Below are 23,091 nucleotides of genomic sequence, written 5' to 3' on the forward strand. Positions count from 1 at the left end.
ATTTAATTTTCACTGCGCCTTGGTCTTGAGCCGTGGTGTGTGTCCACACAGACCAAGGTATGGTTAAAGTGATAGACTACGGTTTCGTTCTGTGAGGACGCAGACCGAGGATTAGATTTTATCTGTGTGTATCCTTTTTGTCTGTGGTTAATGATTCATTCATAAATACGAAACCCCATTTAATTTCTACTGCACCGTGGTCTGTGTCCTCACAGACCACTATCTGGTTAAACTAATAGACTACTTCGTTCTGTAAGGACACAGACCGAGGAGTTAGAATGACAGCATTAGGAATACCATTTAATTTTCTGCCCAATAAATCCTAAATTGCCTTGATGAAGATACCCGAGTTTCAATCCCTGTTTAACGAACTTAGAAATTGGTTGGCAGTTAAAGGCCTTGTAGGCAGTGAGCTTGTTTATGCTTATTTCTTTATTGGTTTGGTTGGGGTTATTTTATTTCTGTTTATCACCATATTCATCACCAGGCAGGTTTTTATCGGCGTGGTAAAGAGCGCCAAAACTAAGTCAGATTGGCAAAAGGCACTTTTCGAATTTCGCGTTTTCAGGGCATTTGCCTTAATTTTTGGTGCCTATATTATCTACAATGCAGTACCTTACCTGTTCATCGATTTTAAAAACTGGCTTTTTTACGCACTGATATTTGCCAAAATATATATGGTTTTGGCCGTGATGTTTGCCGTTAATGCTTTTTTAAATGCTTTGGTTTCCATTATGGAATCGTCAAAGAAATATGCCGATAAACCCGTTAGAAGTTATAAGCAGGTAGCCAAAATTATTTTTTACATTGTTGGTTTTGTACTTATCCTTTCCATTATTCTGGGCGAATCGCCGTTATATGTTTTTGGTGGTTTTGGTGCCGTTACGGCCGTTTTTATTCTCATTTTTAGAGATCCGATCCTAGGCTTTGTGGCTTCGGTACAAATGAGTGCAATAGATCTGGTTAGGGTTGGCGATTGGATTACGGTAGAAAAATATGGTGCCGATGGCGAAGTAACTGAAATCAATTTAACCACCATTAAAGTACGTAACTGGGATAAAACGGTAACCATTGTGCCCAGTTATGCCATTGTTAGCGAATCGTTTAAAAACTGGCGGGCCATGGAAGAAAGCGAGGGCAGGAGGATTAAACGCCACATCAATATCAAAATTTCGAGCATTAAATTTTGTGATGAGGAGCTGATTGGCAGACTCCAGCAAATCGATTTTTTGAAAGCTTACCTCAAAGAAACCCAGCAATTTATTGAAAGCTATAATGCAGAACATACGGTAGATCCAAATAATCTGGTTAACGGCCGCCACATGACCAATATTGGGACCTTTAGGGTTTATGCAGAAAAATATTTAGAGAGCAATCCACATATCAATACCGATCTAACCTTTATGGTGCGTCAGTTGCAGGCTACAGAGCATGGTCTTCCTATCGAAATTTATGTGTTCTCGAAAGAAAAGGGATTAAAGCGCTTTGAACAGGTTGCGGCCGATATTTTCGACCACCTATTGGCTGCAGTACCTTATTTCGATCTCGAGATATTCCAGAGCCCCAGCGGAAGCGATATGCGCAATTTTGTGAGGAGAGGAGATGATTAGAATTTGCGTTAAAACTCTAATAGGTAATTTTTGTTGAAATAATTTCTTAGGAAAATCAATGAAATAATAATCAAAAAGACTAGAATTCCTTGAAGGGTAATATTTTGTGCTAATCTTTTATTGAAATGCAATATAGTTGCAATAAAAATACCCAAGATTGTGGCTATTAGTCCTAAAAGATCATCCTTAATTATTTGTGATTTGAAGATGATGATCTCATTAGGTTTCTTTAAACCATAGTATTGGATAAAACCGGTTATTTTTGATCTATAAATTAATAATGGATCTTTAGGGTTCGTTACATTGAAGAGTCCAGCTGGAATCTTATATTTTTTATGCGGTGTTTGTGCAATGAAAATGTATCCTTTTCCATTGTTTGAACGACTACCCTTAAAATCATTAATAAATTCGGTATTTGATTCTGCTGTCGAAAAATTACTGTCTAGAAAAATAATGAAGCATAAAAGCAGAGCTAAACCAACTACAATCTGCTTTAATATAGCTTCGTTAAAGTTTGACAGATGAATTTGATCTTGAGCCATAGGTTATAATAGCTCAAGATAATTAATTTATTCTTCCCCCAAAAACGTCAAAACCTTTTCGCAAACTTTAAACAAAAGTGGCGGTAAAGTTTCGTTGGTATAAGGCTGGGTTGCGCCATAAACATGGTTGGCACCCTCAATTTTAACCAATCTGCTGGCCGGATTGGCATCTGCCAGTTGCTGTGCAGTTTCGAAAGCAACATTTACATCATCATCACCATGGATAATTAACCAGGGAATATTAATCCGTTTGGCCGCTTCTACAATGTTTAGGGTAGCAGCATTTTCTTCAAAATCCTTTAACAGTGTTAAGTTTAAAGGCATCTGCTCTTTGGTTCGGGCATTGGTTACAAATATTTTTCCGTTCTTTTTCCATTCGGTTTCCTGTTCCTTTTTCCAAAGGCTGCTAAAATCTGCAATGGCACTCCAGGTAATCAGCTTGTTTATCCTTAAATCGTTAGCCGCTTCAATAATCGATAAACCACCACCACGGCTATGGCCAATCAGGTTTATTTTAGTTGTTGCGCCATATGCTTTTCCGATAAAATCGAGTACGGCATTTAAATCGTAAAGTTCTTTTGACACCGTATTGCTGGCAAAGGCTTCCATATCGGTTACATCTTTAGGATCATTAACCGGAACACCGCTGTGCGATAAATTGAATTTGATGTACCGGAAACCATTGCTGGCAAAGTATCTGGCTACCAGATTATGGGCGCCCCAATCTTTAAAACCTTTAAAGCCGTGAACAAATAGTATGATTGGCGCATTTGGATTTTTCTCGTCGAAAGTAATATCGCCAATAATTAATTTCGCATCAGAACCGCTAAGGCTAAAATCGTTTTGTGTAATCATAGTTGAAATAATTGGTACAAAATATAAACCTACGAAATCTAATTTTGTTGTGTGTTTATAGACATGTCTTTAAGATGAAAACAGATAATTTAACAGCCTCGAATGTGAGCTAAACCTGTAGCAGCTTTCCGATCTTTCATCGGAATTAGCGGATAGCGGAACTAACAGAAAAATGAAAGGCAGGTTTTGCTTTTCGAAAAGAAAATATTTTTAACGGAATAAATTATCCTTTAACGTAATAAAACCAGGCCCATGCGATAAACAATAGCTGTATAGGCAACCTCAGCCAGGCAATAAGTGGGGTAACTAATATCTTTCCCAACATAAATGGCGCCATTTGTATCATGTAAATGTGTGCGGGCAAAAATGCAATTAACATCAGTATAATGCACACTGCAGCATACTTTCTTGTTTTCGTAAACAACAATAAGATGCCCAGAGCAATTTCAATGATGCCCGAAAGGTAAATTAAAAAGCCAGGTGCGGGCAACCATTTTGGCATAATTACGTAATATACAGCAGTGGATAAAAAGTGGTTACATCCGGCTAGAACGTAGAATAGTGCATAAATCCAAAGAAAAATTTTGCCTGTTGCTTTCATGATAAGGTAAATTAAGGGTAATTAATCGTTGGATATTGCTATTTAAAACCGTTCTAAATTAATGTAAATTACAGATCAATGACGTTGACATGCACCAAGCCTGTTACTTTTGTATCCCGATAATAGTTAATAACGGAAGCACTTGGAATATTTAAAAGTAATAGCTTTTACGCATCACCACATCGACCTGAAATCTTTAGGGAAATTAGTTATTTGTGATCAAAGTTTAGATAGCAGGTTGAAGAATGTTCAAGCAGAACTGCCCGTTAGCGAAATTTTTTACATTGGCACATGTAACCGTGTTGAATTTGTTTTTCTTACCAAAGAGAAAACCGATAAAGAATTCGTAACTAAATTTCTCACCGTTTTAGATATGGGACTGCCTCCTGAGTTTATGGAGCGTTTCTTGGATAATGTATCTGTTTACGAAAACGAAGAAGCTTTTAACCATTTGCTCAGAACATCTTGCTCGTTGGAGAGTTTGGTGGTTGGCGAAAAAGAAATCCTTGCCCAGATCCGTAAAGCTTACGAAAACTGCCGCGATGCTGGTTTTACCGGCGATTACATGCGGATGATTATGGATAGGGTAGTTAAAACAGCAAAAGAAGTTTATACCCATACCAACATTTCAAAAAACCCAGTATCGGTGGTTTCATTGGCTTACCGCAAGTTAAAAGAGTTAAATATGTGCGGCAACTCACGTATCCTCATTATTGGCGCAGGCGAAACCAATCAGAATATTGCAAAATACCTGAACAAACATAAATATTCTAACTTTTCGATTTTTAACCGTACGCTTTCTAAAGCACAGTCTTTGGCCGAAGAGTTAAACGGAAAGGCTTATCCATTGGCTGCCCTCGAAGATTTTAACGAAGGCTTTGATGTAATCATAACCTGTACAGGTGCTACAGAAGCCATTATTACCGAAGAGCTTTATGCCAAACTGCTTAATGGCGAAACGGGTAAAAAGGTGATTGTAGATTTAGCCATTCCGAATGATGTTACACCAGCGGTTATCCACAATAATCTGGTACATTATATCGAGGTAGAATCGCTTAAAGAAGTGGCGCGCAAAAATATCCAGGAACGCTATAACGAACTGGTACATGCCGAAGATATTATCAGTAATAACATTACCGAGTTTTTCTCTGTTTTAAAACAACGCCGCATCGAGCTGGCCATGCAAGAAGTGCCCAGAAAGATTAAGGAAATCAAAAATACAGCTATAAACGGTGTGTTTGCTGATGAAATCAGTCAGATGGACGATGCTTCACGCGAAGTTTTAGAGCGTGTAATGAACTACATGGAGAAAAAATACATCAGCGTACCGATGGTTATGGCCAAAGAAATCCTGGTCAATCAATCCTAGGTTTAACCGCAAAGATCGCCAAGCTTGTTTTTTATTATTCTTCTTTCTGTTATTCTGAACGCAGTGAAGAATCTTTATTGTTAATGAAGAATTCAATACAGTAATTCCAAGTTATAATTCTAGCTCATCACCTTGCTGAACTTGTTTCAGTATCTTTCTTGCATAAGATTTTATTCAATAAGAAGCTGTTATCCCTATACCATAACTATCAGGTCTGCTTATAATGATTTATTTCTAATGTTTCGATAATCAGTTTTTTATGATTTTCTTGCAAATGTATAGGCTAGTATGGTTCCAATATTACTAATACGGTAAAATAGGATGTTCAAAAATGGACTTTTAAAACTTAGCTATTCTCTGGTGCCTCAGGTGGTTGATTAAATTCACCCCTTTTTTTTAAATGACCACCTTAGACATCTTAGTTAACAACCGACCTGAATTTAAAGTAAAAAGTAAATGTAAGATGATAACATTTTGTCAAGGAGAGATTCTTCGCTGCGCTCAGAATGACAAACCAGTTCTAATGTCACAGAAATCCTTTAAATTATCCATTCTGTAACCTCACTGTCTCATTTTTAAACAAATCATGGTATAAACCACTATTTAATTTAAATTTGCAGTTCATTTAACCTTTATAGTGAAGAAATTAACCATCGGAACACGCGGTAGCGACCTAGCTTTATGGCAAGCAAATCACATCAAAGATGAGTTGGCTGCAATTGGAATTGAAGCAGAAATAAAAATCATTAAAACACAGGGTGATAAAATCCTGAATTTAAGATTGGACAAACTGGAAGGCAAAGGCTTTTTTACCAAAGAACTGGAAGAAGAGCTTTTGGGCGGAACAATTGATCTGGCTGTACACTGCCTTAAAGATTTACCCACCACACATCCTGAAGGATTGGTTATTGCTGCTTTGCCTCCACGCGAGGAAGCAAGCGAATACCTGTTGATTTTGAAAGACTGTGTTGATGTTTCGCAGAAACTTTCGCTTAAAAAAGGTGCAATGGTTGGTACTTCATCCAACCGCCGTAAAGCGCAGTTATTGGGCTTGCGTCCCGATTTGGAGATTGAAGACTTACGTGGAAACGTGCCAACGCGCATCCAAAAACTCAGAGATGAGGATTATGATGCCATCCTGATTGCAAAAGCAGGTGTAAAGCGTTTAAATCTTGATGTGAGCGATTTACACGTAGAAGAACTCGAAACTACCGAATTTATTCCGGCGCCGGCACAGGGCGCTCTGGCCATCCAGATCAGGGAAAACGATACCGAACTTTTTGACGCACTTCAAAAACTGCACGACCCAGAAACGGCTGAAACCGTAAATGTTGAACGCAAGGTTTTAAACCTTTTTGAAGGCGGTTGCCACATGCCTTTGGGCTGTTATTGCCAAAAGGAAAATGGAAAATTCGAAGTTTGGACTTCAAAAGCCGATACGGCAGATGATTTTCCTGAACGTTTATTTTTACGTGCAGACACCACAGAAGGCTTAGCTGAAAAAATTGTGGCCAAGTTCAGTGCCGAAAGAAAGAAACCGGCAAAGGTTTTTATTTCGCGAGAAATTGGTGAGCACAGTTATTTCCGTAGGGCTTTAGAAAACAATAATATAGAGATAGAAGGCCGTTCTTTAATCCGTACATTTCCAATCGTAACTGTTTTAGATCAGTTTATTTTAAGACATGTAGATTGGATTTTCTTCAGTAGCCGCAACAGTGTTGAATATTTTTTCAACCTAAAACCAGTGCTACCAAAGAAAACCAAGTTCGGTGTAGTGGGCAGGGGCTCGGAAGATGCCTTGCGTAAATTTAACCATTTTGCCGATTTTGTTGGGGCTAGTGGCGATATTACCGAAGTTGCTGAAGATTTTGCACAATTGGTTGCTGGCCAGCAGGTGCTGTTCCCTAGGGCGCAGGATTCTTTGCAATCGATCCAAAAATCGTTACCGGCCGATGCTAAAATAATCGATCTGCCAATTTACGAAACCGTAATCGAAGAAGATATCGATCAGAGTTATGCCGATGTGCTGATTTTTACCAGTCCATCTAATGTTGACGCCTATTTTGCCGATAATTTATTAGAACCGGGCCAGCAGGTAATTGCGATAGGAAACTCTACAGGTAAGAAATTTGATGAGATGGGGGTGACGTACGCTTTGCCATACTCGCCAGATGAACTTGGCTTGGCAGAAGCCGTTTTTGGCATTGAAATGAGGTAGGGTTGGAAGGTAGAAGTTTTAGGGTAAGGTGGAAAGCTGAAAGACAAAAGCGTAAAGCTGATTACCTTTCTTTGGAAAACCATATGTGAAATCCAAAAACTGTATAATCATCCCATAAGGAAAAAATAAAAAGATATTCAGTTCTTGATACTAAAATCATGATACTCGATACTAATAATACAAAAAAATGTTAAACCGTCCGCGTAGATTACGGAAAAATCCGTTGGTGAGAGAGATGGTAGCCGAAACCAGGTTATCGAAAGATATGTTTGTGTATCCTTATTTTGTGGTGCCAGGCAATAATGTTACCCATGCCATTGATGCCATGCCTGGGGTAAACCATTATTCGGTAGATGCATTGGTAAAAGATGTGGAAGCCGGATTAAAAAAAGGACTGAATAAAATCATGCTTTTTGGTGTTGGCGATGAAAAATCGGAAGATGCAAGATCAGCCTATCACGATCATTCTCTGGTCCCTAACGCTGTACGCGAGCTTAAAAAACAGTTTGGTGATGATTTATATGTAATTACGGATGTTTGCGTTTGTTCTTACACTACCCATGGCCATTGTGGTATTATAGAAAACGATTACGTTCAAAACGATAAAACGGTTGAGGTAATTGCTAAAATGGCATTAACACATGCCCAAGCAGGTGCCGATATGTTTGCACCCTCAGATATGATGGATGGCAGAATTGCTGCGATCCGTAATCTGTTAGATGAAAACGGCTTTGTAAATGCGGCTATTATGAGCCATGCTACTAAGTTTGCTTCGGCTTATTATGGTCCGTTTAGAGAAGCTGCAGATTGTGCCCCAAGCAAAGGCGATAGAAAAGCTTATCAGATGGATTTTAGGAACCCAACAGAAGCTTTGCGCGAAGCACAGCTGGATGAGCAGGAGGGAGCCGATGTTTTAATGGTAAAACCAGGATTGGCCTATCTCGATATCATTCAACGCTTAAAACAAGATACCAACTTACCGATTGCAGTTTATAACGTTTCGGGCGAATACTCGATGGTTAAAGCAGCTGCCGAGCGCGGATGGATAGATGAACAGAAAGTAGTAATGGAAACCATGCATGCTTTTGCCCGCGCAGGTGCAAGCATTATTACCACTTACCACATTAAAGATATTTTAAATAACGATTGGATGTAGACAAGCGGAAAGCTTAAAGCTGAAAGACCAAAGGCCAGGTTAGGCGATTGATTCTTTCTTTAGGCTTTAGTCTTTCTGCTTTTAGCTTAATAAAATGTTAGATTCATTAAAGAAAATGTTTTCAGGCAATGAGGCCGATATTCCGGTAAATACAGGTAGCAAACCCGATATTTCGAGAGTAAAATCTGCCGAGCTGTACGAGAAATCAAAAACGTATTTTCCTGGCGGGGTTAACTCTCCCGTAAGGGCCTTCAAATCAGTTTATGGTACGCCACTTTTTATCGAAAAAGGCGATGGCTGCTATATCTGGGATGCCGATGGTAATCAGTTTATCGATTTCTGTGGCAGCTGGGGACCATTAATTTTAGGACATAACAACCCTAAAATCCGCGAAAAAGTTACCGAGGTAATGCAGAACGGAATGAGTTTCGGCGCACCAACCGCATTAGAAAATGAATTGGCTGAGCTAATTATTAAAAACAACCGTTTTGTAGAGAAAATACGTTTCACCAGTTCGGGTACCGAGGCCGTAATGTCGGCCATCCGTTTAGCTAGGGGATTTACAGGTCGTGATAAAATTTTAAAGTTCGAAGGCTGTTACCATGGTCATAGCGATTCGTTACTGGTTAAAGCCGGTTCGGGCCTGGTTACCTTTGGCGAAACTTCTTCTGCTGGTGTGCCTAAATCTTTCGCTGAAGAAACAATCGTAGTACCATTAAATGATACTGCTGCTATTGAGCAGGCTTTTGCCCAATTTAAAGATCAAATTGCTGCGGTAATTATCGAAGGTATTCCGGCCAACAACGGATTAATTATGCAGGATGAAGCCTACATTCAGTTCTTGCGCAAAATATGTACAGATAACGGTTCACTTCTCATTTTTGACGAAGTAATTACTGGATTTAGGGTTGGTTTTGAAGGTGCGGCAGCACACTACGGCATTACACCAGATATCGTAACCTATGGAAAAATCATCGGAGGTGGTTTACCTGTAGGTATGTATGGTGCACGTGCTGAAATTATGGCACACATTTCTCCTGATGGAGGGGTGTATCAGGCTGGAACCTTATCCGGTAATCCGGTGGCTATGGCAGCAGGTATTGCAACATTAACTGAGCTTAATAAATCAAGCTTTTATAAAGATCTAAATGCTAAAGCACAAGAGTTTGTGGCCAGTATTCAGCGTTTTGCAACTGCACGCAATTATAAATTCAAAGTGTTTACCATTGGTTCTATTTTCTGGTTTGCTTTTACCGATAAAGATAAAATCCAATCGGCTGATGATATTGATGCTGGTAGCATGGAGAAATTCAAAATAATGCACCGCGAATTATTAAATAGGGGAATTTATTTAGGCCCATCAGGATATGAAGTTGGTTTCGTATCTTCAGCACATACTAAGATCGAATTGGAGAAAGCCAAACGTGCCATATTTGAGGCATTGGATCTGGTATTTAAGAAGTAAACAGCTTAATACGATATAAATATAACTTTGCACGATGGTTCGTGGCGACACGAACCATGACACACGACCCATGGGGAAACAGTAAATCTGTGTAATCAAACACTTGTGTAATCAAACCGTAAGGAAAAACCTAAAAATGAAGAAATCAATTATCATATTTTACGCGTTATTACTTTACGCACTCATTCAGCTCATTTCGTGGGGTACATTAGTGGTGCGTTTGCAGCCAAGCCGTATGACGATGATTATGGGCGAAGGCTCAGTTTTTTTATTTTTGCTCTGCATAGGCGGGTATTTTTTGCATCAATCTTTAAAGCGCGAGGATAAATTGAGAGAGCAGCAGCAAAACTTTCTCATGTCGATTACACATGAGCTTAAATCTCCTTTGGCCGCCATTAAACTTTCTATACAAACCATTGTAAAAAGAGATTTGGACAAAGCCAGGCAAACTTCATTGTTAAATAATTCATTAAAAGATATAGAGCGGTTGGATGATCTGGTAGAAAATATGCTGTTGGCCACCAAGATCGAAAACCGGTCGTACACCTTTCCGAAAGAAGAATTTAATTTTTCGGAGCTGGTATATAAAATTACCGATAGGCTTCAGGTTCATTCGTGCGGTAACGAACAATTGATCAGCACCCAAATTCAGCCAAATTTGCAGGTTATGGGTGACAAATTTGCCTTATCGTCAGTAGTGACCAATTTAATCGAGAATGCAGTAAAGTATTCGAGCCCTTGTGATGAGATAAATGTGCATTTAAACAAAGTGGATGGACATATTCAACTAAGTGTGATTGATAAAGGACCAGGTATTTCAGATGCCGAAAAAATGTTGATATTTGATAAGTTTTACCGCGTTGGTAACGAGAATGTCAGAAAAGCGAAAGGAACAGGTTTAGGCTTGTTTATTGTGAAAGAGGTTTTACAATACCATGATGCAGATATTACAGTAAAAGACAATTTGCCTCAAGGAAGTATTTTTGAAGTAACATTTAGTTAATCTCAATTATGTCACAAAAATTAAGAATTCTGTTGGTAGAAGACGAAGATCATTTGTTGGATGCCATTAAATTAAACCTCGAACTTGAGGGTTATAAAGTTCACGCCGTTAAAGATGGCAAAACCGCTCTTAAAATTTTCAAAGAAGAACGCTTCAATCTCATTGTTTTAGATGTAATGTTGCCAGAAATGGATGGTTTCCAGGTTTGTGAAACAATCCGTCTGGAAAATGCTGAGGTTCCGATTATGTTTTTAACGGCTAAAAACACTTCAGAAGACCGTGTTTTAGGTTTGAAAAAAGGAGCTGACGATTATTTGGTTAAACCATTTAACTTAGAAGAACTGATTCTCCGCGTAGGTATTTTGGTTAAACGCAGTTTAAAATCTGATGATTTAAAAGAATTGAATTCTTACAAAATCGGCGATAAAACAATCTATTTTAACTCTTTCGAATTAAAACACGATGATGGTACCATTACACCGTTAACCAAAAAGGAAACGATGTTGCTGAAACTGTTAATCGAGCGTAAAAACGACGCCGTTTCTAGAGAGCAGATTTTGGAAACCGTTTGGAATTATGATGTTTATCCATCAACCAGAACAATTGATAACTTTATCTTAACGTTCCGTAAGTATTTCGAGCCAGATCAAAAAAATCCAGTTTATTTTCATTCGATCCGTGGCGTTGGTTATAAATTCACTGATAGTCATTAATGTACAATAACAAGGGCAGGTATGCTTTAATGGCAGTTTTTGTGCTTGCTGCATTGGTTTGTATGTTCTATAACCAATATCAGCTGGCTGCTGTTTCGGGGCTTTTATTTGCCTTCGTGGTTTGGAGCCATTTCAAGCACAGCTCGGTATTAATGGCGTCGAAGCATTTCAAGAATAACGAATTTGCTAAAACCAGAGCGCTATTGGCCGAGGTGGCAAAACCCGAGCGGTTAGCGAAAAGCCGCAGGGGCTATTACGAATTTATGCAGGGCAATATGGCCCTTAAAGAGCAGGATTACGATAAGGCCGAATATCATTTTCAGCTGGCCAGCCGTTTTCCGGTAGGAGGGAAGAACGAGAAATCTTACGTGCTTATCCATTTGGCTAATCTTGCCTTGAGAAAAAAAGATAAAGAACGTGCAGAAGCTTATACCAAGTTGGCCAAAGAACTTGCCGAAACGCAACGTTCAAAAGATATTATTGTTAAAATAGAAAAGGAAATCAGCAAAATACAATAGAAGTATTGTCATTTTGAACAACGAAGCACCGGTTTAGTGATAAAAAGGTACTTCGTTTTTTTTTTATTTATACCTTTGCAAAATTAAAAATTTAGGCAGCCCGTCATCCTGATCAGATAAATATCGGATTCAGTCAGGATCTAACTAAAGAAAGATGCTGAAATAAATTCAGCATGACGCGTAGTGTGATACCAAATACAGATCAATGAAGAATAACTTATTTTTAGACGCAGCATTTTCAAAACAAACAGAACGCCCACCCGTATGGATGATGCGTCAGGCAGGTCGTTTTATGCCGCAATATTGGGAAATTAAAAACAAATACTCTTTTTTAGAGATGTGTAAAAATCCTGAAATTGCCGCTGATGTAACGATGTTGCCGGTTGATTTGTTGGATATTGATGCCGCGATTTTGTTCTGTGATATTTTGGTAACAGGCGAAGCCATGGGTGGCGATTTAAGTTTTACCCAGGGTGTTGGTCCTAAGTTTGCCAACCCGGTTCGTACGGCGAAAGATATTGAAAACCTAAATGTTGATTGTATTGGTGAATTACAATATGTTGCCGATGCCATTAAGGTAATTCAGCAGCGTTTAAATGGAAGTATTCCTTTAATCGGTTTCGCAGGTGCCCCTTTCACTGTAATGAGCTATTTAATTGAAGGAGGCTCATCTAAAGATTTCAAATTAACGAAACTTTTTATACACAACCAACCAGAACTGGCACACCAGCTTTTGGCTAAAATTGCCAAAGTAACTGCCGATTATCTTAACCTTCAGATTGCTGCCGGTGTAAATGCCATTCAGATTTTTGATAGCTGGGCGCTTGCCCTATCTTGGAACGATTACCAGGAATTTTCTCACCGCTACATTCAGGAAATCATTGCTAATTTAAACAGAAAAGATATTCCGGTAATTTCTTTCTGTAAGGGAAGTTCGGTTTTTGCACCAATGATGGCAGAAGCCAGGCCAGATGTAATTTCGGTTGATTGGAATGCAGATTTATTGAACATTAAAAATGCTTTACCAAAAGGTATTGCTGTACAGGGAAATTTAGATCCACATATTTTATATGCCGATAAAGCGGTAATTAAAGCGCAGATCCATAAATTATTTGAGCGCATGCGCGGTACCGAAGGCTTTATCTTTAACTTGGGTCATGGCATTATGCCTGATATTCCTTTCGATAATGTGAAGTATGCGATTGAAGTAGTGAAGGAGTTTAGGTATTAATCAAATCGTTTTGATTTTCGTATATTAGCTCTGTAACTCAAATAGTATGACTGTTAAATCATTAGATGACGAGGATAAGTTGCCAATTAAGCAATTAATTAAGGCTGTTAATAAGAAAATGGATGATGTTCTGAGGGTTGTTGATGCTTTAAACCTGGGCAGGACTGAAGTAAAGGCCGATGGCGTGTACAGAACATTTAATAACGGAGATACAGTTAAAGTAGCCGATGGCAATTTTAAAAAAAGAAGGGTTTCTGTAAAAAGAATTAAACTTTTTTAATGCCTCGAAAGCCCAAATTGAGAATTTTTGCAGGCCCGAATGGCTCTGGTAAAACGACTTTATTCGATTCTATAAGACCAAGTTATTTTTCCACAAAAATTTTTGTCAATGCTGATTTGTTGGAAGAGGAGTTTAAAAGAAAAAGTTTTCTAAACTTATCTGATTTCGAAATTGATGTTGATAATGCTGATTTTGAATTGTTTTGTTTTCAAAACGGACTTTTTGTAAAAGCAGGTTTTGACAAGATTAGCTGGAATCTGATTATAAAAGAAAATGTTATTGTAAAAAATACATCTGAACTGGTAACATACAATTCCTATCACTTTGCCATTATCGCTGATTTTATTCGACATGAGTTAATCAAAGGCAAAAAATCTTTTAGTTTTGAAACGGTATTTTCTCACCCTGCAAAATTGGATCTAATCGATTTTGCCCATCTTAATGGTTATAAGGTTTATCTCTATTTCATTGGTACAGAAACACCAAAAATGAATGTTGAGCGGGTAAAAGATAGGGTTTTAAAAGGTGGGCATTTAGTTGATGCAGAAAAGATTGAGAAGCGATACTTTTTGACATTTAATTTATTACTTGAGATTATAAAAAAGGCAGACCAAACTTATCTTTGGGATAATTCGGAAAGTAAGCATAGCTATGTTGGTGAAATCCGTAATGGAATTTTAGATTTAAAACTTACCAATATACCAAACTGGATTGATACCTATATTTTGAATAAAATTAAACAATGATAGAAACCTTATTGCCATACTACCAATATTTTAAAGCAGTACACATTGTGTTTGTAATTAGCTGGATGGCTGGGTTATTTTATATTTTAAGTCTTTTTATTTACCATACCGAGGCTAACGATAAGCCCGAACCGGAAAAAAGTATCCTCCAGAAACAGTTTGTTAAAATGGAGGCTACTTTATGGAAAATTATCGCCACCCCGGCCATGATTATTTCGGTATTGGCTGGAGCTGGCATGCTTACCTTAAACAGTTCGCTGTTACAGGCCGATTGGATGTGGGTAAAACTGGCTTTTGTTGTAGGTTTACTCATTTATCATTTCATTTGCCAAAACATCGTAAAACAACTTAAAAACCATCAATACAAGCTAACCAGCTTTCAGTTGCGTTTGTGGCGCGAGTTGGCCACCATTTTTATGATTGCCATTGTATTTGTGGTTATCCTCAAAAATGCCCTAAACTGGGTTTATGGTTTAATTGGCATCATGGGCGTTGCCATGGCCATCATGATTGCGGTAAAGCTGTATAAAAACTATCGTTTGAGGAAATGAGCAGAAAGCTCAAAGACTAAAGCTAGAGGCTAAATGAGGAAGTCTTAAAATTAATTTACTGAGTCTTTGTTTCCTTTGCGTAAACTTAGTATTCTTTGCGGTTAAATAAACCAAAAACTATCCTAAATTTGGTCCATAAAATCCATTCGCATGTTTACAGCCACAGGTTTGAAAAAGACCTTACTCTCCATAACCTTACTTTTTAGTACCTATCTTGCTTCGGCACAGTTTAATCAATCGGCTTTTGAAAACAGGATCCGTCCTGATAGCAGCTTGACCAACGAGGTACACTTTAATTTTTACAATTTAAATTACGTCCGCAATTACGAGTATACCAACGATTTCCATGATGGTTATACACTCTACGGAACACAGTTGCAGCCCCAACTGGTTTATTATGCTCATCCAAACCTGGCCATTACTGCCGGTGCTTTTATCAGAAAGGATTTTGGCCGGAACGGCATTACGGATGCAAAACCTTTATTCAGCGTTAAATACCATAAAAGAAACCTCACTTTAATTTTTGGAAGTTTGGAAGGTAACATTCAGCACAAATACATCGAACCTTTGTACGATTTTGAACGAACCTTAACTACCCCGATTGAGTACGGAACGCAGTTATTGGTTGAACGTAAAAAGTTTATCCTGGATGCCTGGATTGCCTGGCAGAAAATGATTTATAAAGGAGAGCCGGCCAAAGAAGAAATTATCGGCGGTTTATCTACTGAAAGCTTTTTAGTAAAAAATGATGGCTGGCAATTGAGTATTCCGGCGCAATTTTTAGCTTTTCACCAGGGCGGTCAGATTGATGTGCTTAAAGAAATCCCAATCAGTACCGTATTTAATGGTGCCACCGGCTTTAAACTTCATAAAATGGTTAATACCAACATTAAACAGGTATACACCGATAACTATGTGGCCGTTTACAAAGATTTATCTCCAGATAAAAGAAGGGCATTCGAAGGTGGCTTTGGCTTATGGCTAAATGCAGGGGTAGAAAGTAAATGGGGGAGTTTAGTGGCCTCATACTGGAAAGGCAATAATTTTATTTCGATTAAAGGTATGCCACTTTATGAATCAGTTTCAGATAATTTATACAGTCCGGGTTTAAGGCAGAGTGCCCGAAACATTGTTTCGTTGCGTTATGCTTATCAAAAAGAATTGATCCCGCATTTATATCTTGATGTTCGTTTCGAACCACATATTGATCTCGATCATACCGATAAACAGCTTCAGTTTAACCATTCATTTTTCTTAACCTATAAGCAGGATTTCAAATTGTTTAAGGTCAATAAAGGTAAAAGCGAAAACTAAACCCTTGTTTCTTCATTCATAGCTTCTGACTGAAGTCAGAAGCTATGAAATAATTTTTAAACCTCGTAGATTTCTAAAACCTACAGGGTTTATTATTTTTGAGCACTACATTATGTTTTTAAACCCGATAGAAGCGAAAAACCCGAAGGTGAAGAATGAACCGAGGCTTTGAAGCGGATAGCGGGACTGCTGCCCACCATGAAATGCTGAATGTTCATTTTCAAATAAAAATCTATATCTTTCCTGAAAAATGCTTAGAATCATCTTGCTGATAATCAGTTGGTATATGGTTAATTTTAACTTTATTTAACTTTTTTTTCTCCCCCCATGCAACCATTGTTTGTAATCTGCCATCTTCTATATACAAACACACAATGAAATTGACGCATACCTATACAATAAACGATTTGATGGAAGGCTGCAAAGCTGGCGACCGGAAGATGCAAGAGCTGCTTTACAAGCAAACTGCATCGAAAATGTTGGCCGTTTGTATGCGCTACGCCAAAGATAAAATGGAGGCTGAGGATGTGCTGCAGGTAGGCTACATTAAGGTTTTCCAAAAAATAAAAGAGTACCGTGGAGAGGGATCTTTTGAGGGATGGATTAGAAGGGTGATGGTGAATACTGCAATTGAAAGTTACCGCAAAAATTTACGGAGCTTAAATGTAGTTGAAATTGATGAAGCTTACGAGCAACCATCAACAGGCTTTGATTTTGGCACTTTAGGCATGCAGGATTTGATGAAAGTGATACAAAAACTGGCAGATGGTTACCGCATGGTTTTTAACATGTACGTAATTGAAGGCTATTCGCACAAAGAAATTGGAGAAACGCTTGGCATTTCGGAAGGTGCGAGTAAATCGCAACTATCAAGAGCAAGGGCAATATTAAAAGAAGAAATTATAAAAATGGAGGGATTTGGTTATGCAACCTATACGGGATAAGGATTTCGATCAGTTATTTAAGGATGCTTTTGCTGATGCAGAGGTAACACCTTCGAGGGATTTGTGGAGCGGTATTGAAAGCGAAATAACCCCAAAGAAAAAAAGGATTGTACCGGTTTATTGGCTATCGGCTGCCGCGGTATTGTTAATGGCCACCATCGGTATTTTGGTTTACCAACAGCAGGATACCGTTACAAGTGGAGGTAAAAAATTAGCCAGCAATGCCATTGAAAAAACTAAACCGGTGGTAGAAGTACCAGCAGTAAAAGACTCAGCAGTTGCGGGTGTTGAACCGGTTGAAAATACAGCGCCAATTTTGCCCCTTCGCCATAAAGCAGTAAGTACTGTTGCTAAAACGAAGGTTAAGCAAGAGGTTGTTAAACCGGTAGAAAAACCAATTATTGTTACAGCACCCGATGCGCAAAAACAGGATGCAATGATTGCCCAGGTTCAAGCACCTAAAAATGATATCAAAACAATAATTGATGATGTTGTTGCACAAACCAAAACGGAGACTGTAACCGCAAGCGACATTACATCAATTAAAACTGATGATCCAATTAATGATAACGAGCAGAGCAGTAAAGGCATCCGTAATGTTGGAGATGTGGTAAACCTGATTGTAAACAAAATGGACAAAAGAAAGGATAAGCTGATCCAGTTCCGTACAGATGATGATGATTCTTCTTTAGCCTCGATCAATATTGGGCCCTTTAAAATTGGTAAACGCAAAAAATAATAGTTTTCAATTGGCAATTATCGGTTTCCAGTATCTAACATTATAAATTACAACATTTAATATTCAACATAGTACCCATTCAATCAATAATTCACTCATTAAAATAACAAACACACAGATATGAAACGTCTAATTTTTACAACACTTTTGGTAAGCGGGCTTGCCGGTGTTATGGCTCCAGGTGCTTTTGCACAACAAGATACCACTAAAAAGAAAATGGATTATAGCGAAGGGCATGGTATTATCATAAAAACTAAAGCAGCTGATTCTGCTAAAAAAGGCCGTTTTGTAGGCGGAATTACCTTTACCCGCGTTGATTTAGGCTTTTCGAGACTGATAGATAATGGTAGTTTCAATTTATCGCCATCCAACGATTTTTTGGATTATAAAGGAGGAAAAACCAGTACATTCTCTTTTGATGTTTTACAGCTAGGTTACCGTTTTAACTCCAATTTTAAGGTATACGTAGCCGGTGGGTTTGATTGGACTTTGATCCGCCTAAGAAAAGACATTACCATTGCCAAAAACTCTAATGAGTTTGTTTACAGCCAATCGGATGTACACTTTTCTAAAAACCGTTTCTCGAGCAGCTATGTACATATTCCATTAAACTTCGAGTTCCGTACCAAAGAAAATAACAACGGTAAAAGATTTTACCTGGTTTTAGGTCCTGAAGTTAGCTTTTTGTTAAATGGAAAAATTAAACAGATCAGTGATGAGCGCGGTAAAGAAAAACAGTACGATAGCTATCACTTCCAATCGGTTCGTTACGGAGGTACAGTAAGGTTTGGTTACGGAGGTTTAGGCTTATTTACCAAATACTACTTTAACGATATGTTTACCACCGGTCAGCAAGCTGGTTTGAAAAATATGAGTTTCGGGGTTACTTTTGGATTAAACTAACTCCTAAGTCCTTACCGCGTCTTAATCTCCCCTTCAGGAAGTCCGAAGGACAGCGAGGTGCACACAAATAAACAGATCCTGTTTCGGTTAGGCGAAACAGGATTTTTTGTTTTACCCTTACCCTAAACCTTCCACCTCAAAACCCTCTACCTTTTTCTTATCTTTACCCTGTGAGCAATACCATAATCAGCGTTAAAAATTTAACCAAGCAATATCAGGCAGAACAGGCCGGAGGGATTAAAAATGTAAGTTTTGAAATCAAAAGAGGTGATGTTGTGGCCATTATCGGCGAGAGCGGAAGCGGAAAATCGACCTTGTTGAAATCCATTTACGGGCTTTTAAAAACCGATGAGGGAGAAATTTACTTTGAAGACAAAAGGGTTAAAGGACCGGATGAGCAGTTGATTCCCGGCCACAAGCAGATGAAAATGGTTACGCAGGATTTTTCGTTAAACATTTACGCTAAAGTTTATGATAACATTGCCTCACAGTTATCAAATACGGATCTTAAAACCAAAGCCGAAAAAACGCTTCAGATTATGGAGCATCTCCGCATTTTACCGCTTCAGCACAAAAAAATTATTGAACTGAGCGGCGGAGAGCAACAGCGTGTAGCCATTGCAAAGGCTATGGTTGCCGATACACAGGTGCTACTGTTGGATGAGCCTTTTAGTCAGGTTGATGCTTTGCTTAAAAACCAGCTGAGGGCAGATATTAAACGGGTAGCTTCGGAAACAGGTGTTACCGTAATTCTGGTTTCTCACGACCCCGCCGATGGTTTATTTTTGGCGGATCAGTTACTGATCTTAAAAAACGGCGAATTGCTGCAGACCGGAAAACCTGCCGAAATTTATCAACATCCGAAACACATTTACACCGCTCAGATTTTAGGCAATGCTGTGGTTTTGCCCAAAGAAGAAGCGGAGAAAATAGGCTTAAAAACGCAAAAAGATACTGTTGTATTTTATCCGGAATGGGCAGAGATGAACAGCAACTGGAGCAGCAGGCGCTTTGAAGTAAAGGATGTTTACTATAAAGGTTTTTACGATGAACTGCTTTTAGAGCGGAATGGGGTTAGCATCCGTGCACTGCAATTGAACAGGGGAGAACATAAAAAAAACGACCACGTTCAATTGAACATCAGTCGTTTTTTAGAGTTTTAAATATTTTAATTAGAAGAAGAAGCAACCAAAACAATCCTGGCTCCTATACTTGCCGAAGGTCTTAGTGGCGCACTGTTTCTATTGTCTCTATTTTGCAGGTACACCCTAATCCTACCAGGAAAAGAACTGTAACTGTAAGAATCTACACCGTAGGTAAATGGTAAAGCGTCATAACCATCATCGTTAAAACGGGCAAATGATAAAATAATACCATCATCTTCATATTGCTCTATTCGCGAATCGGCAATATCAACATATAGGTACGAACCATTACTATCACTTGTACTTATCCAACTATTGGGCTGGATCGTTTTGTAAATAGTAATATTAGGTGTGTTTTCAACAATGGTGTCTTTTTTGCAGGAAGCTAGGCCTAGCGTAGCGATGCAAAGCATTAAGATGGTCAGTTTTTTCATTGTGATTAGTTTTATTTGTGTGTGTGATATTGGTATTACAAATCTTTTGCCAAAAAAATACAATCGGAGATTTATGGATTAATTATTGTGCAACAGATTAAATACAAAAATATTGGACCCCTATTTTTTTAGCTATGAAGCTCTTTTTTCGCCTCTTACCTTGGTTAATTTTAGTCGTTGCAGGATACCTTTTTATTTTCAAAAAGTTCAGCATCAATACCTCTGTTGAAAGCAAACATCAACTTTTGGTAGAGAAAATTGAGGCTATTGGTAAATTGGAGCTGGTAAGGTATCAGATCAGCGATGTTTTGGAACACAAGAACAAAACCGATTTTTTGCCCGAAGCCAGTGTGCTGTTAATTGTGAAAGCCGAAGCAGTAGGCTGTATCGATTTAAATAAAATTACAAAATCGGATATTGATATTGATGCAGATACAGCTGTAGTAAATTTACCACAGCCCGAAATCTGTTATGTAAAAATCGATCATAAAAACTCGCGGGTTTACGATACCAAGATGGCTTTTTTCCGTGAGGCCAGTTTGGTTGATGAAGCCTATAAAGCGGCTGAAAGACAGGTAACTGCCGAAGTTAAAAAATCGAGTATTTTAGCGCAGACCAAAACCAATGCTACAACAGTACTTAAGCCGATTATTGAAGGTTTGGGATATAAAAATGTGAAGTTTACCTTTGAATGAAGTGGAAGGTAAAACGTTAAAGGTTCCTAACGATCGGCACTTTAGATCCCGTCATCTCAACCGAAACGCAGTGTAGCGGAGAGATCTATCTTGAGACAGATGGTAGACTTCCGAAGGTTGCCAAGCATTTGGGGTTAGAAAACTTCGGAAGTCTGAAAGCGTATCCAAACCTGCGACTTTCCGACTGCGGACCTCGGTCTCATTTCAAAAAATCTTCCCTATGTGGATTAAAAACATCGATCAATAATCCTGCTTGTAAGCAAAGCACACCATGGAATACGTTTGATGGTGCAAAGAAAACATCGCCTTCGTTCAGTATCTTTTTTTCATTGCCCATGGTTACTTCAAAACTACCTTTGGCCACATAACTCAATTGCAGGTGTGGGTGGTTGTGGATAGTACCGATGGCACCTTTTTCAAAATCAACCTTAACCAACATCAGTTGATCATCGTAAGCCATAATTTTGCGTTTCACACCTGCACCTAAGTCTTCCCAGTCGATATCGCTATCGGAAATTAATGTTTTGTTTGTTAGGTTTTTGAAATTCATTTTACTTAATTTTTTTGTGAGGAAAGCCGTCATCTCTCCATTCCGCTCGAAATGACGGCTTGGTTTTGCGGTTATCCTTCGACAGGCTCAGGATGACAAGTTGATTCGATTACATAACACTTAGTGCCCTTTGCGAAAAACTTCGTGTGCTTTGCGGTTAACCCTTAAACCAAATACTCAAACAAAGTCTGATCCTGGTTCAGTTCAATTATTTCAAATTTAAAATCTTTCATGCGCTGCAATAAGCTGGCATAATCATTTTTGTTAGAAAGCTCTATACCAACCAGGGCAGGGCCATTTTCTTTATTGGTTTTTTTAATAAACTCGAAACGGGTAATATCATCCTGTGGACCTAAAACCTCGTTCACAAATAATTTCAAAGCACCTGGTCTTTGCGGAAAACGTACAATGAAATAATGTTTCAAACCTTCAAAGAGCAAAGATTTCTCTTTAATCTCCTGCATGCGCTCTATGTCGTTGTTTCCGCCGCTTACAATACAAACTACTGTTTTGCCTGCAATCTGGTCTTTCAGTTGATCTAAAGCCGCAACAGATAGTGCTCCTGCAGGTTCAACAACTATGGCATCTTCATTATAGAGTTTTAATATGGTTGTGCATATTTTTCCTTCAGGGATTAAGTGCATCTGATCTAAAAGCTCTTTACAGTACTCGTAAGTAATATGGCCTATTCGTTTTACGGCAGCTCCATCCACAAAACGGTCTATTTCCTCTAAAGTAAAAGGGCCGCCATGTTCCATTGCAGTAACCATAGATGGGGCACCCAGTGGCTCAACGCCTACCAGTTTTACATCAGGTTTAACGGTTTTCATGTAAGCACTAACACCCGATGCCAAGCCACCACCGCCAACAGGCATTACCACGATATCCAAATCGGGTAAATCTTCATAAATTTCAACACCAACTGTGGCCTGTCCCTCAATTACTTTTTCATCATCAAAAGGAGGAATAAACGTAGCCGAGTTTGCGGCACTGTATGCAAGCGCTTCTTTCAAACAATCGTCAAAAGTATCGCCAACTAAAACAACTTCAACATTATCGCCACCGAACATGTAGGTTTGTTTAACCTTTTGTTTAGGGGTAATTTCGGGCATAAAAATAACACCTTTAATGCCCAGTTTTTTGCACGAATAGGCAACACCCTGCGCGTGGTTTCCGGCACTTGCGCAAACTACACCGTTAATTAAGGCATCTTGCGGCAACGAGCTGATTTTATTGTATGCACCACGTAATTTGTATGAACGTACAATTTGAAGGTCTTCTCTTTTTAAATAAATATTGGCATTGTAATGAGAAGAAAGTCCGGCGTTAAACTCTAAAGGGGTACGTTTTACCACGCCCTTTAACCGTTGCGATGCAGATTGAAAATCTAATGTATTCGGTGTTGTTGTATTCATTTTTTTAGTATCAGGAAGAGAGAAATCTGTTTGATGTGCTTAGAATTAATTATCTGGTATCAAAACTGATGTTCTCGCTTATATGTTTTTGTAA

The 23,091-nt window shown here is 38.6% G+C and carries 24 protein-coding genes; 18 read left to right on the top strand and 6 right to left on the bottom strand.

Features of this window, described 5'->3' with window-relative positions:
• Window positions 1-335 precede the first annotated feature (335 nt).
• Window positions 336-1,610 (top strand): mechanosensitive ion channel family protein, encoded by a 1,275-nt coding sequence (locus ACS5PU_RS01860; protein WP_439457563.1) that lies wholly within the window; start codon window positions 336-338, stop codon window positions 1,608-1,610.
• An 8-nt stretch (window positions 1,611-1,618) separates the two neighbouring features.
• On the opposite strand, the gene ACS5PU_RS01865 is transcribed toward ACS5PU_RS01860, so the two are convergent.
• The 3 genes from ACS5PU_RS01865 to ACS5PU_RS01875 all read right to left on the bottom strand — a co-directional run bounded on the left by ACS5PU_RS01865 (window position 1,619) and on the right by ACS5PU_RS01875 (window position 3,608).
• Entirely contained in the window at window positions 1,619-2,152 is a 534-nt protein-coding gene (locus ACS5PU_RS01865; RefSeq protein ID WP_439457564.1) for a hypothetical protein, read from the bottom strand.
• 27 nt (window positions 2,153-2,179) lie between these two features.
• The gene (locus tag ACS5PU_RS01870; protein ID WP_439457565.1) at window positions 2,180-3,007 is read right to left on the bottom strand and encodes an alpha/beta hydrolase family protein; all 828 of its coding nucleotides are present in this window, start codon (window positions 3,005-3,007) and stop codon (window positions 2,180-2,182) included.
• A 223-nt stretch (window positions 3,008-3,230) separates the two neighbouring features.
• A complete protein-coding gene (locus ACS5PU_RS01875; RefSeq protein WP_439457566.1) occupies window positions 3,231-3,608 on the bottom strand; it encodes a DoxX family protein in 378 nt (125 codons plus the stop codon).
• 142 nt (window positions 3,609-3,750) lie between these two features.
• Here ACS5PU_RS01875 and hemA point away from each other — a divergent pair, with 142 nt between their 5' ends.
• The 16 genes from hemA (at window position 3,751) to ACS5PU_RS01955 (ending at window position 19,921) form a co-directional block, all read left to right on the top strand.
• Window positions 3,751-4,977 (top strand): glutamyl-tRNA reductase, encoded by a 1,227-nt coding sequence (gene hemA, locus ACS5PU_RS01880; protein WP_439457567.1) that lies wholly within the window; start codon window positions 3,751-3,753, stop codon window positions 4,975-4,977.
• A gap of 637 nt (window positions 4,978-5,614) precedes the next feature.
• A complete protein-coding gene (hemC, locus tag ACS5PU_RS01885) occupies window positions 5,615-7,195 on the top strand; it encodes a hydroxymethylbilane synthase (protein ID WP_439457568.1) in 1,581 nt (526 codons plus the stop codon).
• Between the two features lie 187 nt (window positions 7,196-7,382).
• Window positions 7,383-8,351, top strand: coding sequence for a porphobilinogen synthase (hemB, locus tag ACS5PU_RS01890; protein ID WP_439457569.1), 969 nt, complete (start codon window positions 7,383-7,385; stop codon window positions 8,349-8,351).
• 94 nt (window positions 8,352-8,445) lie between these two features.
• The gene (gene hemL, locus ACS5PU_RS01895) at window positions 8,446-9,816 is read left to right on the top strand and encodes a glutamate-1-semialdehyde 2,1-aminomutase (RefSeq protein WP_439457570.1); all 1,371 of its coding nucleotides are present in this window, start codon (window positions 8,446-8,448) and stop codon (window positions 9,814-9,816) included.
• Between the two features lie 136 nt (window positions 9,817-9,952).
• Entirely contained in the window at window positions 9,953-10,819 is an 867-nt protein-coding gene (locus ACS5PU_RS01900; protein ID WP_439457571.1) for a sensor histidine kinase, read from the top strand.
• Window positions 10,820-10,827: 8 nt separating this feature from the next.
• On the top strand, window positions 10,828-11,532 hold the full coding sequence (locus ACS5PU_RS01905; protein WP_010602455.1) for a response regulator transcription factor: 705 nt from the start codon (window positions 10,828-10,830) through the stop codon (window positions 11,530-11,532).
• Window positions 11,532-12,050 (top strand): hypothetical protein, encoded by a 519-nt coding sequence (locus ACS5PU_RS01910; RefSeq protein ID WP_439457572.1) that lies wholly within the window; start codon window positions 11,532-11,534, stop codon window positions 12,048-12,050. The genes ACS5PU_RS01905 and ACS5PU_RS01910 overlap by 1 nt, the downstream gene beginning before the upstream one ends.
• Window positions 12,051-12,255: 205 nt before the next feature.
• Window positions 12,256-13,281, top strand: coding sequence for a uroporphyrinogen decarboxylase (hemE, locus tag ACS5PU_RS01915; RefSeq protein WP_439457573.1), 1,026 nt, complete (start codon window positions 12,256-12,258; stop codon window positions 13,279-13,281).
• Window positions 13,282-13,327: 46 nt separating this feature from the next.
• Window positions 13,328-13,561, top strand: a complete 234-nt coding sequence (locus tag ACS5PU_RS01920; RefSeq protein ID WP_439457574.1) for a hypothetical protein — start codon at window positions 13,328-13,330, stop codon at window positions 13,559-13,561.
• The gene (locus ACS5PU_RS01925; protein WP_439457575.1) at window positions 13,561-14,307 is read left to right on the top strand and encodes a zeta toxin family protein; all 747 of its coding nucleotides are present in this window, start codon (window positions 13,561-13,563) and stop codon (window positions 14,305-14,307) included. The genes ACS5PU_RS01920 and ACS5PU_RS01925 overlap by 1 nt, the downstream gene beginning before the upstream one ends.
• On the top strand, window positions 14,304-14,858 hold the full coding sequence (locus ACS5PU_RS01930; RefSeq protein WP_439457576.1) for a CopD family protein: 555 nt from the start codon (window positions 14,304-14,306) through the stop codon (window positions 14,856-14,858). Before ACS5PU_RS01925 ends, ACS5PU_RS01930 begins: the two co-directional genes overlap by 4 nt.
• 150 nt (window positions 14,859-15,008) lie before the next feature.
• Window positions 15,009-16,172, top strand: a complete 1,164-nt coding sequence (locus tag ACS5PU_RS01935; RefSeq protein WP_439457577.1) for a hypothetical protein — start codon at window positions 15,009-15,011, stop codon at window positions 16,170-16,172.
• Between the two features lie 374 nt (window positions 16,173-16,546).
• A complete protein-coding gene (locus ACS5PU_RS01940) occupies window positions 16,547-17,116 on the top strand; it encodes an RNA polymerase sigma factor (protein ID WP_439457578.1) in 570 nt (189 codons plus the stop codon).
• A complete protein-coding gene (locus tag ACS5PU_RS01945) occupies window positions 17,097-17,855 on the top strand; it encodes a hypothetical protein (protein ID WP_439457579.1) in 759 nt (252 codons plus the stop codon). The genes ACS5PU_RS01940 and ACS5PU_RS01945 overlap by 20 nt, the downstream gene beginning before the upstream one ends.
• A gap of 120 nt (window positions 17,856-17,975) precedes the next feature.
• Window positions 17,976-18,758, top strand: a complete 783-nt coding sequence (locus tag ACS5PU_RS01950) for an outer membrane beta-barrel protein (RefSeq protein WP_439457580.1) — start codon at window positions 17,976-17,978, stop codon at window positions 18,756-18,758.
• A gap of 170 nt (window positions 18,759-18,928) precedes the next feature.
• Window positions 18,929-19,921: an ABC transporter ATP-binding protein gene (locus ACS5PU_RS01955; protein WP_439457581.1), complete on the top strand. Its 993-nt coding sequence runs from the start codon at window positions 18,929-18,931 to the stop codon at window positions 19,919-19,921.
• 5 nt (window positions 19,922-19,926) lie between these two features.
• Here ACS5PU_RS01955 and ACS5PU_RS01960 read toward each other — a convergent pair whose 3' ends face one another.
• A complete protein-coding gene (locus tag ACS5PU_RS01960) occupies window positions 19,927-20,337 on the bottom strand; it encodes a hypothetical protein (RefSeq protein WP_439457582.1) in 411 nt (136 codons plus the stop codon).
• A 134-nt stretch (window positions 20,338-20,471) separates the two neighbouring features.
• Here ACS5PU_RS01960 and ACS5PU_RS01965 point away from each other — a divergent pair, with 134 nt between their 5' ends.
• Window positions 20,472-21,032: a DUF4230 domain-containing protein gene (locus tag ACS5PU_RS01965; protein WP_439457583.1), complete on the top strand. Its 561-nt coding sequence runs from the start codon at window positions 20,472-20,474 to the stop codon at window positions 21,030-21,032.
• Window positions 21,033-21,231: 199 nt separating this feature from the next.
• Here the strand turns inward: ACS5PU_RS01965 and ACS5PU_RS01970 are convergent, their stop codons facing one another.
• On the bottom strand, window positions 21,232-21,582 hold the full coding sequence (locus tag ACS5PU_RS01970; protein WP_439457584.1) for a cupin domain-containing protein: 351 nt from the start codon (window positions 21,580-21,582) through the stop codon (window positions 21,232-21,234).
• A gap of 164 nt (window positions 21,583-21,746) precedes the next feature.
• Window positions 21,747-22,997, bottom strand: a complete 1,251-nt coding sequence (gene ilvA, locus ACS5PU_RS01975) for a threonine ammonia-lyase IlvA (protein ID WP_439457585.1) — start codon at window positions 22,995-22,997, stop codon at window positions 21,747-21,749.
• Window positions 22,998-23,091: the final 94 nt, after the last annotated feature.

Origin of the sequence: Pedobacter sp. GSP4 (assembly GCF_051857575.1) — a bacterium.
Taxonomy (GTDB): domain Bacteria; phylum Bacteroidota; class Bacteroidia; order Sphingobacteriales; family Sphingobacteriaceae; genus Pedobacter.